Origin of the sequence: Leptotrichia massiliensis (assembly GCF_900104625.1) — a bacterium.
Taxonomy (GTDB): Bacteria; Fusobacteriota; Fusobacteriia; order Fusobacteriales; family Leptotrichiaceae; genus Leptotrichia; species Leptotrichia massiliensis.
This window is the reverse complement of the sequence record NZ_FNVZ01000005.1, coordinates 343,143-357,680: the sequence shown is the minus strand read 5'-3', so window position 1 is coordinate 357,680 and position 14,538 is coordinate 343,143. Positions and strand designations below refer to the sequence as shown.

The following is a 14,538-nucleotide window of genomic DNA, read 5'->3' as shown; positions in this document are numbered from 1 at the left end:
TCTCCTTTTGCAAAATATACATTTTGTATATTTTAGTATAAAAAAGTAGAAAAATCAATACCTTTATCTGATACTTTTAATAATCAGTTACTTAACAACCACTTTCTTCTTAACATCCAAAAACTCTATCTCCAGCTTATCTTCCTTGCTAAGCTCAATCCCTCTCTTAACAATCTTCCCATTTTTTCGAGTTATTGTATAACCTTGTTTCAAAATATCACTTACTGAATATTTCGAAAGCTGTGCTTTTTTGTATTTCAGTTCCTTTTTTCGATTTTCAAAAAATTCCAGTATTATTTGGTTAAGTTCGGCTGATTTTTTCTTTAAATTTTCTTTTTCACTTAAAATTATTTTTTGTAAATCAATTCTGTCAAATCTCTGTTTTCGGTAATCCAGCTGTTCTCGTGATTTTTGTACAATTCTTCTAAGTTCTCTTGATAATTTCTGTTCTTTTTCCATTAATTCAAATTTCTTGTTATCCAGAATATTTGCAAAATTCTTTATATAATAATTATTTTTTCTGTATTCCAGCTCTTTTTTCATCATTGTAACTTTATTTAAAAGTAATTTACTCAAAAGATTCTTTTTACTTTCCAGTTCATCTGTCAATTTTTCTTTTTCAGGAATCAAGATTTCTGCTGCCTGAGTTGGTGTAGCCGCTCGTCTATCTGCAACCAAGTCTGAAAGCAAGTTGTCAATTTCGTGACCTACCGCTGAAATTACAGGAATCTCAGACTTATAAATGGCTTCTATCACAGCTTCCTCATTAAATGCCCACAAATCCTCAATGCTTCCTCCACCACGTCCAACAATAAGCGTATCTATTTCAAGGTACTTTTCTTCGTTCATTCTATTAAAAAACTCAATTCCTGCCGAAACTTCTCGTGCTGCACCTTCTCCTTGAACTTTTGCAGGATAAAGGTAAATATTCACATTTGGAAACCTTTTATGCGTTGTATTTATAATATCTCTAATTGCTGCTCCTGTATCAGCTGTTACAACACCAATATTTATAGGTAATTTGGGTAAATGTTTTTTTATTTTGTCAGAAAAATATCCCTTTTCAAAGTACAACTTTTTAAGCATTTCCATTTTTTCATAAAGCAGCCCAAGAGAATTACTTTTTTCAAGAAAATCTGCTACAATCTGATAACTTCCATTTGCTTCATAAAGCGTAACACTACCCCGAATTTTTACCAAATCCCCTTCCTTCAAGTCTTCAGGCACTCCTCTATACTTATAACGAAAAATAGCACATTTCACACTTGCACTTGCATCTTTTAATGTAAAATACAAATGTCCCGAACGATAATACGTAATATTAGAAAGCTCCCCTTCAATAAAAATGTTCTTAAAAGTATTTGTCCCCTCCAAAAACATTTTAACTTCTCTATTTATATCACTTACGGAAAATACTGTCTGTTCCATAATTTCACCCATTTCTTACATTTTTTGTTCTTTAATAATAACATATTTCATCTCTTTTCTCAACTGATGAAATTTTTTTACACAATTAATTTAAATAATTTCTAAAATTTTTATAATATATCCTAAAATCTATTTTAAATTAAACTACTAAAGTTATATAAATTTAAGATTTGAATAAAATAGTTATAACTTTTGAGTTTAATTTTAAAGCTGTTTTACTACATATAATTACAAAACTATGATACTTCACTTAAAACTATATTTCAAGCTCAAAATTTATCATATTATAATCATGAATTTTATACATATCTGAATTTAAATTAACAAACTTTTCAAAAGAAATTGATTCAAATTTATCTTCTTCCACCAAATGAATAATTTTATCACATTGAAAATTTTTAATTTCCCTATCCTCAAAATCATATCCTGAAACAAGCCATTGCCCATAAGCAGATGATATTTTGAAAAATTGAACAAAATAATATTTCTCTTTCTTTTCTTCTTTATACAAAATTTTACAAACTTTTTCTTCTATTGAATTTTCAAGAATTTTCTTTAAAAAAGGACTTTCCTTTTGATGCTTTGAAACTTCAAAATTTAATATTGTCTCCATTTTGTTAATTTCCTCCACTTGTCTCTGCGGAAGACAGTTTTTAAATTTTTCTTTCAATTTTTCAATATCTAAATGAAAAGGTGTTGTTTTGTATCCTTTTAACGTAAGCATAGTGAAGTATAACGCATATATTTCATTTACATTGAACAAGACAGGAGAGAGCAGTTTATTTTTTAAAATTTTATACCTTCCATTTCTCCCGCTAAAAGAATAAATTGGCATCCCAATTTCCTCAAGAGATTTTATGTCTCTTAAAGCCGTATTTTTGGAAATACTGTATTTTTTCATAATATCTTTTAAATTAAAAGTCTCTTTATTGTTAAGATACATCATCATATCATTAATCCGTTCTGATTTTTTCATTTTTCTCCTAATTTTTTATTTTAATAGTACCATATTTTGATACCATTTTGAAGTATAATTTAAAATATAAATTTAAGGAGGAAATTATGGATATAACAAATAACTTTTTAGAAATTATGGAAAAAACTACTGATATGGCAATAGCTTCTTCAGACTCAAGTAATCAGCCTAATGTAAGAATTGTAAGATTTTATTATAATTCAGATGAGAAAATTTTATATTTTTTAACACTAAAGAATAGTCAAAAAACAGTAGAATTTGAACAAAATAACAAAGTAGCTTTTACAACAATCCCTATAGATGGTCTAAAACACATTAAAGCTAAAGGAATTATAAGAAAAAGCCAAAAATCTGTTCAAGATTTAAAAAACAAATTTATAGAAAAAATACCAGAAGTAAAAAAGAATATTGATGAAGGAGAAAACTTTATGGAATTATATGAAGTATCTTTTACAAAAGCAACTGTTACTCTTGATGTTAAAAATACTAAGGAATTTGAGATTTTATAATCAATCATAAAATAAACTTAAAATCTATGATTATTTTTCAAATTTCTATTTTATTTAGTTTTCTAAAAACCGATTTGAATATAAGTTAAAAGGGTATCACTCAGCATACCCTTTTTTAATAATAAATTATTCTTCCTCTACTACAACCTCCACATCCTTTTTCCTAAATCCCATCCCAATTTTCACAATTTCTTTATAACCTTCATATTTTAACCCTTCAGAATAATTCCTGTCATTTATTTGCTTCAAAGCGCTTTTTGCAGTTCTTTTCAAATTTTTGCTATCTTTTGCTCTTGAATACTTAAATTCAAATATAAATGCTTTTTTAGTTTTATTTTTTGGCTTCAATACCAAATCAGGAATTCCATCTCCACTTTCTACATTTGATTTTACAAAATAATTTTCTGACATTATTGAGACTAGCCCAATTACAAACAGATGATAAGAATTTTCTTCCTTCAAGTCTTTAAAACTTATCGCATTTTTTAAAAGTTCCCTTATTTCCAATATGAATTTTTCATAATTTCCATTAATCAAATGCTCTCCAAGTCCATAAAATCTGTAATGTCCCCGATAAGTCCTATACAAAAATCTGATTCTGAAAAAATCAAACAGTTCCTCATTTGGAATTTTCAAGTCGTAAACGTTTCTTTCAAGCTTCTTTTCGATGCTTACACAATTGGAAGAAATTATTGCTACCTGTAAAGATACAGTCGATTTTATTTATTTTGAAAATTTAAATCTAAGAGGAAGATACAAAAAAATTATTTTAAATTTTATTTCAAAAAATTTTCCCGAGTATAATCAGCTATATCAGGATATCTATACAAAGAATAAAAAAGAATACTGGTATTTACTAATGGAAGATATAAATAGATTATGTAAAATTTATGATATAAAATATAAAACTTTCTTTTTTAATGATAATAAATCAAGTTAAATCTTAAAAAGTTAAAACACAAAAAAAGCACCCCCTTATAAGAGTGCAATATATTTTTATTTTTTATTCAAAAACTTCCGTCGCATTCGTAACTTCATTCCCTAACGCCACATTCAAAGCTACAATTGCCACTTCCAATTGGCTTTCATCAGGCTCGCTTGTAGTTATTTTTTGTAGCCACATTCCAGGAATTGCAATCATTTTGGCAAAAACATTATCCAGATGGTAGCTTGTCCAACGCTGTATTTCGTAAGAAAGTCCAGCAACAAATGGTACAAACAATATTCTTGTCACTAACTTATAAAGAAGCATCGTAAAATGTCCAGTTGGAACTTTAAAAAACAAGTCAACTGTTGAAAATACTAAAATACTAATAAACATTACAAGTAAAAGAAAGCTTGTACCGCATCTTGGATGAAATCTTGTACATTCTTTTGCATTTTTTGGTGTTAATTCCTTTTCCATTTCGTAATTCATAATACTTTTATGTTCTGCTCCATGATATTCAAAAACTCGCTGTATATCCTTCAAAAACGAAATTCCGTAAATATATCCCAAGAAAAGTATCAATTTTATAACAGCCTCAACAATATTGGCTTTTAAAACATTGTCTTTAAAGAAAAAGCCTCCAACAGCAGATGGTAGCCACATAAACACCGCTATTCCCAATAAAACCGATGTCATAACAGTAAACCCAACCTGTTTATCTGTCAATTTCTCCTCTTCCAGTCCAGCCTGATTTGACGCAAAAATAAGCTCCTTAGTCCCAACGACCATTGCATCATAAAGTGCTATAACTCCTCGCACAAAAGGTACTTTTAACCATTTATTATTTTTCTCGGTAAGCGTTATTTTTTTATAAACGATACTTCCATCCTGCTTACGAACAGCTGTTGCAATAGCTTTAGGTCCTCTCATCATAACCCCTTCTACAACAGCCTGACCTCCAACAGTCACTCTTTTATCTTCCATTTTTACCTACTTTCTTAATATCTTCTATTTTTATAAATTTTTCTCATTTTAATTAATATTTTATTCCCTGTCAATTACTGCTCTATTTTTTATACGTTTTAATGATTTATTAATATGCTCAGCCTTATATTTACTTACTCCTTTTATTTTAGCAATATCTGAGGCTGTTGACATCAAAATTGACTGAACATTTGAAAATTCCTTTACAAGAATCTCTCTGTCCTTTTTGCTTATTTTGGTTATATTGCTCAAAAGTCCATAACCACGTGGCTCTATCTTCTCATCAAGATTTATGATATTTGTGTCAAATCCAAGAAGGCACACGATTTTTTCATCATCCAGTAATTCCTCTTTTGTTAAGGATTTTACTCTTAAACCAATTTTTTCTGCTGTTTCCTCACTTATTTTATAATCCTTTATAAGAGCGTCAAAACTTTCGTTTTTATTTAACATTATTTCTTCATACTGAATCTTTATAAGCCGTCCTTCACTTCCTAGCTCCGCCATGTATTCAATTAATTCTTCCGACATTCTAAAAAGCAATCCATACATTCTTACACACTCTACAATATCATAAAGCGTTACCATATTGTCAAATTCCAAGATAGACAAATTAACATGATTTTTCTCAATCGCAAGGGAATATTTCTCAAGAGCCGTTATTGCCTGTGAAGATTTTGTCAACAAATCTCCAATTTCATTTAATAAATATCTAAACTTGCCATAATATACTGTTATTTTATTTCTTCTTTCAGAAACTGCAACAACTAAATTTCCTTTTTGCTGAGCAATTCTGTGTGCCGCCTGATGTCTTGTTCCGCTTTCATCTGTTTCTATAGAATAATTTGGCTGTAACTGGATATTTGCTCCATAAATTGTTTTTATATCCTCTGACAATATAATTCCACCATCCATTTTAGACAATTCATAAACTTTTTGTGGTGAGTATACTGTATTTAGCTCAAATCCACCACCCATTACATCTTTCAAATCATTAGGATTTCCCAATACAATTAATGCACCTAGCTTTGCTTCCTGAATTTTATCTACCGCTTCTCTCAAAGCTGTTCCTGGTGCTATCCTCTCAAATATGTGCTCCAATATTTTCTTCTTGTTCACTACCTTTTTTAACATTTTCTTATCCTTTCGCCTATTTTTCTCTGTTGGCTTATCTTATCCTCTCGACAAGTTCACTTATATTGCTTATATAGTTAAGCTTTATTTTTGTTTTTATTTTTTCTTTTTCAAAATCAGCCTGATGGCTCTTTGGTAAGTACACTCCCACAAATCCCAGTTTTTCCAGTTCATTTATCCTATTTTTGATAAATGAAACTTTTCTCACTTCGCCCCGTAATCCAAGCTCTCCAATAGCAGCTATTTTTTGACTTACGGGTATGCCTTTTATTGAAGATAAAAGCGAAAAAACTACAGCTAAATCAGAACTCCTGTCGTTCAAGTCAATTCCACCTGGAATGTTAATATAAATATCTTTAGAGTTCACATCCACCTTTAATGACCGAGATAAAACCGCACTCAATATTTCCACACGATTTTTATCATACCCCTCAACTGTTCTCCTAGGCATCCCAAAATTTGGTGTTCCCAGTAACGATTGTACTTCAAATAAAAATACACGGCTTCCTTCAAAAATTGGTACAATAATGCTCCCAACATTTTTCTCGTCTCTATCGCTTATAAAAAATTCAGATGGATTTTTCACTTCACTAATTCCGTTTTCCTTCATATCAAAAATCGAAATTTCATTTGTAGAACCGTAACGGTTTTTTATTGAACGGATAATTCTGTAATAGTTATTTTCTTCTCCTTCAATCTGCAGTACAGCATCAACCATATGCTCTAATAACTTTGGTCCTGCTAGTTTTCCATCTTTTGTAACGTGTCCTACAATATAAAACGCAATTTCATTCTTTTTAGCAATTTCAATGATTTTTAAAGTTGTTTCACGAATTTGTGTTACACTTCCAGGGATAGAATTTACATTTTCTGAATAAAGTGTCTGAATTGAGTCAATTACTACGACTTTAGGCTTATCTTTTAAAATTACACTTTCAATTTTTTCTATATTTGTATCATTCAAAATATACAAATTTTCACTTTGTACATTAACACGTTCTGCACGCTGTTTTATCTGTCGAGGCGATTCCTCTCCAGAAACATAAAATACATTCCCAATTTTTGCATACTCCTGTGACAACTGAAGCAAGAAAGTTGATTTCCCGATTCCAGGGCTTCCTGTAATAAGCACAACTTCTCCTTTTATAAGTCCGCCTCCTAAAACCCTATCAAATTCTTCAAATGGTGTTACCATCCGAAATTCCTTTTCAATTTCAATATCCGTTATCTTACTAATTGAAACATCCCCCGATTCTACATTTCTAAAAGTACTCTTTATATCAATCTCTTCTTCAAAAGTTCCCCATGAATCGCAGTTAGGACATTTTCCAAGCCATTTTAATGAACTATAACCACATTCTGAGCATATATATTTTGCCTTCGTTTTTTTTACAGCCATTTTAAGTCCCTCTTTTATCATTTCTTATTCATATTACCAAATTTTTTTAACAAAATTATGTTTTTTCCCTTTTTATTAACTGTGAATTTTAGTAATTTAGCAATACATTTAAAATTATTTAGTCTTTTTGTAATTCTTCAACTTTTTTAATTAAACACTTTTTAACATTTTCTGTAACAAAAAAACTCAAATCACCTTTATTTAATGCGACTTCCTTCACAAGACTTGAACTCAAGTACAGATATTCCCTTGAAGCTGTTAAAAACACTGTTTCAAATTCACTTTTTGAAAGTGTTTTATTTGTAAGCGTAAACTGTAACTCGTATTCATAATCTGATAAAGCACGAAGCCCTCTTATTAAAATATTTACGTTTTCTTCGTACATAAAATCAACTAACAATCCGTTAAAAATTTTTATTTCAGCATTAATGTCTTCTTTTTTCAAGATTTCTTCTATCATCTCAACTTTTTCTTCATCTGAAAACCAGGCTTTTGATTTTGTAGAATTTTTAAAAATTCCTATTATTAACTTATCAAATAAATGCGAAGAACGTTTTATAATATCAATATGTCCCTTCGTTATTGGATCAAAACTCCCTGGATATAACGCCACTTTTTTCATATTGTTCTCCTATTTTTACTGCTTTTGTTTTTTTAATTTTCTTAATGCCTCTTTTGCCGCATGTTTTTCAGCTTCCTTTTTACTTTTCCCAGTTCCTACTCCGTAAATTTTATCATTCCAGCTTACAGAAATTTCAAAAACTTTATCGTGGTCAGGGCCTTTTGTATTAAGCAGCTTATATTCTGGCATTTTTCTATATTTTCCTTGAACAAATTCCTGTAAAACCGTCTTATAATCACCAGTTCCTTCTATTTCTTCAAGTTTATTTATTTTTCCAAGCAGCAATTTCAATGCCACATTTTTCGCAGTATAATAATCTGAATCTTTAAAAATCGCACCAATCAAAGCCTCAAAGGCATCTCCTAAAATAGACCTTCTATTTCTACCGCCAGACATAATTTCGCCATTACTCAAATACAAATATTCTCCTAGTTCAATATCGCTTGCAATAGTAGAAAATACAGGTTCACTTATAATTTGGCTTTTTAATTTTGCAAGTTCACCTTCCGTCTTTTTTTCATAAAGTTCATAAATATATTCTGTTGTTATAAGATTTACAACTGCATCTCCTAGAAATTCCAGTTTTTCATTGTTAAATCTTCTATCTTTTTCCGTTTCATTAGAATACGATCTATGTGTCAACGCCTCTTCTAAATATTCCTCATTTTTAAATTCATATCCTATTTTCTGCATCAATTCCTTAGCATCCCTATTTGCACCCGTTTCCATGTTTTCACCTCCTTCATTTTTATTATTTATTTTTTACGCTTTAATTAAGGGGAAAATCAATGTTTATTCTCCCCTTAGTTATTTCAAAATATTTTTATTATTTATATTTTCTAAATGCTAGAACCGCATTATGTCCACCAAATCCTAGCGAGCTTGACATTCCTACTTCAATATCTCTTTCCACAGGCTTATTCGGTACATAATCCAAATCACATAATGGATCTGGATTCTCATAATTTATAGTTGGAGGCATAATTCCTTCTGAAATTGCGAGTGCCAAGAACGCCGCTTCAATTCCTCCTGCTCCACCTAATAAATGTCCAGTCGCACCTTTTGTAGAACTTACAGAAAGTTTATATGCATGTTCTCCAAATGCTGTTTTTATTGCCTGAGTTTCATTTTTATCATTAGCAGGTGTAGATGTTCCGTGCGCATTAATATATCCAACTTCTTCAGGTTTGATATTTCCTTGCTCTAAAGCCATTTTAAAAGCTCTTGCGGCACCTTCTCCACCGTCAGATGGTGCTGTCATGTGAAAAGCATCTCCTGTTTCCCCATATCCAACAACTTCTGCATAAATTTTTGCCCCACGTTTTTTAGCGTGTTCCAACTCTTCCAGCACTAGCACTCCAGCACCTTCCCCAAGTACAAATCCATCTCTATCAGCTGTAAATGGACGTGATGCAGTTTTTGGATCTGGATTAGTTGACAATGCTTTCAAGTTTGCAAATCCTGCTATTCCCGATGGAGTTACTGTTGCTTCTGTTCCTCCAGCTACCATTGCATCAGCCTTTCCTAACAAGATTGCCTGAAAAGCATCTCCAATTGAATTTGTTCCTGAAGCACAAGCTGTAACAACAGTCTTATTAGGTCCTTTTGCGCCTATATAAATTGAAGTATTTCCAGAAGCCATATTCAAAATTGCCGCTGGAATATAAAATGGAGATACCCTCTTAGGCCCTCTTGTAACAAGTTTTTCCACTTCCTGCTCAATTACATCCAGCCCACCTATTCCTGAACCAATAATTACTCCTATTCTATCCGCATTTTCTTCAGTAATTTCCAATTTTGCATCTTCCAATGCTTCTTTAGAAGCCGCAATCGCAAATTGTGAAAATCTGGCTATTTTTTTCAATTCTTTTTTTTCAATGTAATTTTCAGGCACAAAATCCTTCACTTCTGCCGCAATATGCACTGAATGCTCCGAAGTGTCAAACTGCGTAATCTTGTCAATTCCACATTCTCCAGCCAACAAATTTTTCCAAGCCTTATCTTTTCCAGTTCCTAATGGTGTTACCAGTCCTATTCCTGTAATAACTACTCTTCTCATTAATACACCTCTCATCTTTTATTTTTTTATTTTAAATATATTTAATTTATTGAGATAATATTTTAATTTTTCCCTTATATTATTTATTTTAAGCAGAGGTATCAAACGCCATACCTCTGCACTCCCGCTTTACGCAAACTTTCTTATAAAAGAAAAATAGAACTCGCTTTTGAACATAGATTATTTTTAATTTAAATAACTTTATCCAATTTAAAATTTACTACAAAAGCTCAAACAGCTATTTTTCTTCTAACAAAATTTTGCTTATTATTTGTTTTAGTTAAATTAACTGTTTTAATTAAACTAAAAATGTCGTGATTTTTTGGAAATAAAATCGACTGTTTGAGCGTAGTTTTACGTAGCGAGTTTCGATTTTGTTTTCAAAAAATGCTTAGACGAGCTGGGTTTGCAAAGGGGATAGCGACTGTTCCCCTTTGCTTAAAAAAAGAAAAAACATAAATATTATAAAAAAAGTATTTATTAATAGTAATCTTATTTTTATAAAAATTACAAACAACTACTTATTTATTTTATTATTTTAAATAATAACTTTTTTACAATAAGATTATTTTAACATTTTTTCATTTTTTTTTCAATAAAAAAGGGGGTAAAAACCCCCAAAAGTTTTATCTATTATTTAGATTCGATGTATTCAATTACATCTTTAACTGTTTTAATTTTTTGTGCATCTTCATCAGGAATTTCAATGTCAAATTCTTCTTCAAAAGCCATGATTAATTCAACTGTATCTAATGAATCAGCTCCTAAATCATCAACAAAAGACGCATCTTCTGTTACTTGATCCTCATCTACACCTAATTGATCTACTACTATTGATTTAATTTTATCTAGCATTATAATGCCACCTCCATATTTATTTTCTAAAATTATTATACCAAATGAATTTGAAAAATGCAACTAAAATTTATTAATAATTAAAATTTTCAACTTTAACTAAGCAATTCCATTAATTCCTTATCGCTCATCTCAAACAAGACTTTTTCCCCGTCTTTATTTTCTAACAGATTCTCACTTAACTTACGTTTACTTTCCTGTATTTTTATAATTTTTTCCTCAATTGTACCTTCTGTCACAAGTTTTATAACTTGCACGCTTTTTTTCTGTCCGATTCTATATGCCCTGTCACTAGCTTGATTTTCCACAGCAATATTCCACCACGGATCATAATGAATCACAACATCAGCTCCAACGAGGTTTAGTCCTGTTCCCCCTGCTTTTAACGAAATTAGAACCACTTGTCGCTCTCCAGCGTTAAATTTGTTACAAATATCAACTCTTTCTTTAGATTTCACACTTCCATCAATATAAAAATACTCAATTCCCATATTTTCAAGTTCTTTTTCAATTTCCTTTAAAGTTCCCACAAATTGTGAAAATATTAATAGTCTATGCCCATTTTCAATTATATCTGGCATTAAGTCACGCAATACTTCCAGTTTGGCTACCTCGCCTTTATAATCTTCTTTAAATAAAGTTGGAGAATTACATATTTGACGTAATTTTGTCAATATAGCCAGTATTTTCATACGATTGTTTTCATTTTCGTTAAATTTCTTCATTTCATTTTTAGCTTTCTTTATGTACGACATATATAACTGTTTTTGCTCATTGCTCAATGTTACAACCATATTTGATTCAATTTTATCTGGCAATTCTGTGAGCACTTCTTTTTTTGTTCTTCTTAATAAAAATGGAGCAATAATTTCACGTAAATTGTGTATTTTGGAAGAATTTGGATTTACAATTGCTTCTTTATAGGTTTTTTTAAATTTTGTCAAATTATCTAAATATCCCGGTATTACAAAATCAAAAATTGACCACAGTTCTAAAATATTGTTTTCTACTGGTGTTCCTGTCAATGCAAAATTCACTTTGCTATTGATTTTCATAACAGCTTTTTTTATTTGAGAAGTTGTTGTTTTTATATTTTGAGCCTCATCCAGCACTACTACATCAAAATCTCTGCTTTTGTATTCTTCAATATCATTTCTCAAAGCCTGATAAGTTGTTATCATAAATCCTCTTGATTTTTTGGATATAATTTCCTTTCTTTGGGCCGCCGTTCCTTCAATTAGAGTTGGACTTATCCCTGTAAACTTGATAATTTCTTCCTTCCAGTTATATAGCAGTGAACTCGGCACAATAATCAAAGCCGAAAAATCTCTGTTTTCTTGATAAATCTCATTTAACAGTGAAATTGTCTGTAAAGTCTTCCCAAGCCCCATATCATCAGCTAGAACTCCTCCAAATCCAATATCATACATATTTTTCAACCAATTAAAACCTAATTTCTGATACGGAAATAATTGTACATTTATGTTATGCGGCTCTATTTCCTGTCGATTTTTTATTTTATGGAACAAATTCTTAAATTCATCCATTTTTACAAGTTCTTCCTGAATATTTTTTGAAATTTGAGCAAGCTGTAAAGCTTTTATTTTAGAAATTTTATTTTCTCCAACTTTCAGATTAGAAATGGAATCTGTAATTCCAACCAGTTCTTCAATGCTTTTATTGGCAATTTTTACAAGTTCACCGCTTGAAAGCGTTATATATTTCTGTTCATTTTTAATTGCTTCCATCACAATTTCCACATCTTCAGTTTTTATCCCCTCAATGTCAAAGCTAACATTCAAAAAATTATTTTCCACCTTTTTTATTCCAACATGAACATCTATATTTCGTGCATTTTTTATTTTGTTATCCAGATGAATTTTTACCTTATCTGGATACTTTTTATTAATATATTCGGAAATCTTCCCCAGCCCTTCATAATTTACATTGTAACTGCCTTCCATCGACTCCAAATACATAAAAGAATAACTTTTCACAAGTTTTTTCAATTCCTCACATAATTGTGCATTTTTTCTGGGAATAAAATATTTCCCATTTTTTTCCAACGCACAAACAGTATTTGACAAGTTAATTTTTACAAGTTCCTTTTCATCAGTTTCTGTAACAAAAATGTCAATATTTCCATCCTCATCAGCATATTCGGCAACATTAATATTTTCATATCCCAAAACTGCCTTTAACTTATGATTTTCATCACTAGAAAGCTGATTAAACAGTTCCGTATCTAAAAAATCAAATTTTTCAAAAAATTTTATTTCATTTTTATCCATTTTAAAAACTTTCGTTGTGTCGTTTGAAAAAGTGTAAAATGGACTATTTTCAGAAATTCTTTCGATATTTCTCATTGTAATTTTTTCATTTTCCAATACAAATAACGGTTCATACGAATTCATTATCTGCTTTTGCTCTCCCAAAAGAACTAGGCTTTTTCCTTTTTCCATAGCTATAAGCAGTCTATTTAAGAGCATTTCATATACTTTTAGCCCTTTTTTATCCTTAATTCCGCTGTCAATTACGCTTTGAATTTCTTTACTGTATTCGTAAATTGCATGAATTATTTTTTTATTTATATCATTGAAAAAATAAGTTTTTGGATTATAAGTAATTTTAGAAGTTACTTCATATTCTCTGTCTTTTACAACCGCTTCGATAAATTTTAAAATATCTTTCACATAGTAAGTTTTCTTTAGCCCTGTTTTTAGTCTTAAAATATATCCCCGTGCATTATTTTCCTGATTATAGTCATATCCATATTTATAGTCACTGTAACTTCCCTCGTCAATTTCAACTTCAAGTCGCATTTCCTGCTGTTCTTCCGCTTCGATATTTTGATTTTCCAAATGTAAATTATAAATTTCATTGATTTTTGCAGAAACACTTTCAAGATTTTCCACTATTTCTTCATTATTTTTAGTTTTTTGTGTATTCTGGAAATCTATTTCGACTTTTATACTATTATCTTTTAAAGTATTTTCAGTATCCCCTTCAATAGTTTCAAATTTAACTTCCACACTTTTACTTTTTTTATCAAAATTCTTCAATTCTTCATTTTTAATATTTTCTATTCTTTCAGAGGTTTTATTTGATTTATCTAATTTTTTTATATTTATATTCTCGGCTTTTAATTTTTGGCTTTGTCGTAATTTATTTTTTTTATCATTTTCTAAATTTTGCTTAGCAACTTTTTCAGCTTTAGCTTTTTGCTCTTTTTCTTTAATTTTAACTAATTTTTTATTATCTTCCTCAAAGTCATCTTCAAACATCATTTCAATATCGTCAGTTCCAATAACTTTTGAAATTTTTTCTGAATGGTCCGCCATCATTCCCAATGTTACAACGTGTTTGCAGCAATTTTTCTTATTGTTCTTAAAAAACATGCAATCACAGTCTGCTTCAACAAATTCCCCTTTTTTCTGCTCCACCGTAATCGATGTCTTACAAAGGCTATTTTCCTTGTACTCACCTTCTACCGTCATAAAGTTCCCATCGGCAAAAAGTGCAGTTATATTCCCCAAACTTTTATTATAATATTCCTGTCCAATTACAAAAATACTTGGTGTTATCTGTTTTTTTAATTCTAATGAAATACTATTCTGTCCCATTTCTCTCCCTTACTTTTATTT

General features: G+C 30.1%; 12 protein-coding genes. 1 reads left to right on the top strand and 11 read right to left on the bottom strand.

Annotated features, from left to right (window positions below; all coding sequences use genetic code 11):
- Window positions 1-87: 87 nt before the first annotated feature.
- Window positions 88-1,428, bottom strand: a complete 1,341-nt coding sequence (gene xseA, locus BQ5344_RS05665) for an exodeoxyribonuclease VII large subunit (RefSeq protein ID WP_071124513.1) — start codon at window positions 1,426-1,428, stop codon at window positions 88-90.
- Between the two features lie 256 nt (window positions 1,429-1,684).
- The gene (locus BQ5344_RS05660; RefSeq protein WP_071124512.1) at window positions 1,685-2,404 is read right to left on the bottom strand and encodes a helix-turn-helix transcriptional regulator; all 720 of its coding nucleotides are present in this window, start codon (window positions 2,402-2,404) and stop codon (window positions 1,685-1,687) included.
- Between the two features lie 86 nt (window positions 2,405-2,490).
- Here BQ5344_RS05660 and BQ5344_RS05655 point away from each other — a divergent pair, with 86 nt between their 5' ends.
- The gene (locus BQ5344_RS05655; RefSeq protein WP_021743981.1) at window positions 2,491-2,913 is read left to right on the top strand and encodes a pyridoxamine 5'-phosphate oxidase family protein; all 423 of its coding nucleotides are present in this window, start codon (window positions 2,491-2,493) and stop codon (window positions 2,911-2,913) included.
- Window positions 2,914-3,039: 126 nt separating this feature from the next.
- Here the strand turns inward: BQ5344_RS05655 and BQ5344_RS05650 are convergent, their stop codons facing one another.
- The 9 genes from BQ5344_RS05650 to BQ5344_RS05605 form a co-directional block, all read right to left on the bottom strand.
- Complete coding sequence (locus BQ5344_RS05650; protein ID WP_071124511.1) at window positions 3,040-3,549, bottom strand: PD-(D/E)XK nuclease domain-containing protein; 510 nt, start codon at window positions 3,547-3,549, stop codon at window positions 3,040-3,042.
- A 367-nt stretch (window positions 3,550-3,916) separates the two neighbouring features.
- Complete coding sequence (locus BQ5344_RS05640) at window positions 3,917-4,825, bottom strand: DUF1385 domain-containing protein (RefSeq protein ID WP_021768294.1); 909 nt, start codon at window positions 4,823-4,825, stop codon at window positions 3,917-3,919.
- Between the two features lie 60 nt (window positions 4,826-4,885).
- A complete protein-coding gene (gene disA / locus BQ5344_RS05635) occupies window positions 4,886-5,959 on the bottom strand; it encodes a DNA integrity scanning diadenylate cyclase DisA (RefSeq protein ID WP_021768293.1) in 1,074 nt (357 codons plus the stop codon).
- A gap of 34 nt (window positions 5,960-5,993) precedes the next feature.
- Window positions 5,994-7,358: a DNA repair protein RadA gene (gene radA, locus BQ5344_RS05630; protein WP_071124509.1), complete on the bottom strand. Its 1,365-nt coding sequence runs from the start codon at window positions 7,356-7,358 to the stop codon at window positions 5,994-5,996.
- 118 nt (window positions 7,359-7,476) lie between these two features.
- Window positions 7,477-7,980 carry a pantetheine-phosphate adenylyltransferase gene (gene coaD / locus BQ5344_RS05625; RefSeq protein WP_071124508.1) on the bottom strand — a complete coding sequence of 168 codons (504 nt, stop codon included), beginning with the start codon at window positions 7,978-7,980 and terminating at the stop codon, window positions 7,477-7,479.
- Between the two features lie 15 nt (window positions 7,981-7,995).
- Window positions 7,996-8,709, bottom strand: coding sequence for a ribonuclease III (rnc, locus tag BQ5344_RS05620; protein ID WP_071124507.1), 714 nt, complete (start codon window positions 8,707-8,709; stop codon window positions 7,996-7,998).
- A gap of 97 nt (window positions 8,710-8,806) precedes the next feature.
- Window positions 8,807-10,039, bottom strand: a complete 1,233-nt coding sequence (fabF, locus tag BQ5344_RS05615; RefSeq protein WP_071124506.1) for a beta-ketoacyl-ACP synthase II — start codon at window positions 10,037-10,039, stop codon at window positions 8,807-8,809.
- A 633-nt stretch (window positions 10,040-10,672) separates the two neighbouring features.
- Entirely contained in the window at window positions 10,673-10,894 is a 222-nt protein-coding gene (locus tag BQ5344_RS05610; RefSeq protein ID WP_026748316.1) for an acyl carrier protein, read from the bottom strand.
- 95 nt (window positions 10,895-10,989) lie between these two features.
- On the bottom strand, window positions 10,990-14,517 hold the full coding sequence (locus tag BQ5344_RS05605) for an SNF2-related protein (protein WP_071124505.1): 3,528 nt from the start codon (window positions 14,515-14,517) through the stop codon (window positions 10,990-10,992).
- Window positions 14,518-14,538 lie beyond the last annotated feature (21 nt).

Excerpts from the sequence above, each read along its gene's own strand:
- xseA (WP_071124513.1), bottom strand. The coding sequence starts at position 1,428 with ATGGAACAGACAGTATTTTCCGTAAGTGATATAAATAGAGAAGTTAAA.
- BQ5344_RS05660 (WP_071124512.1), bottom strand. The coding sequence starts at position 2,404 with ATGAAAAAATCAGAACGGATTAATGATATGATGATGTATCTTAACAAT.
- BQ5344_RS05655 (WP_021743981.1), top strand. The coding sequence starts at position 2,491 with ATGGATATAACAAATAACTTTTTAGAAATTATGGAAAAAACTACTGAT.
- BQ5344_RS05640 (WP_021768294.1), bottom strand. The coding sequence starts at position 4,825 with ATGGAAGATAAAAGAGTGACTGTTGGAGGTCAGGCTGTTGTAGAAGGG.
- disA (WP_021768293.1), bottom strand. The coding sequence starts at position 5,959 with ATGTTAAAAAAGGTAGTGAACAAGAAGAAAATATTGGAGCACATATTT.
- radA (WP_071124509.1), bottom strand. The coding sequence starts at position 7,358 with ATGGCTGTAAAAAAAACGAAGGCAAAATATATATGCTCAGAATGTGGT.
- coaD (WP_071124508.1), bottom strand. The coding sequence starts at position 7,980 with ATGAAAAAAGTGGCGTTATATCCAGGGAGTTTTGATCCAATAACGAAG.
- rnc (WP_071124507.1), bottom strand. The coding sequence starts at position 8,709 with ATGGAAACGGGTGCAAATAGGGATGCTAAGGAATTGATGCAGAAAATA.
- fabF (WP_071124506.1), bottom strand. The coding sequence starts at position 10,039 with ATGAGAAGAGTAGTTATTACAGGAATAGGACTGGTAACACCATTAGGA.
- BQ5344_RS05610 (WP_026748316.1), bottom strand. The coding sequence starts at position 10,894 with ATGCTAGATAAAATTAAATCAATAGTAGTAGATCAATTAGGTGTAGAT.
- BQ5344_RS05605 (WP_071124505.1), bottom strand. The coding sequence starts at position 14,517 with ATGGGACAGAATAGTATTTCATTAGAATTAAAAAAACAGATAACACCA.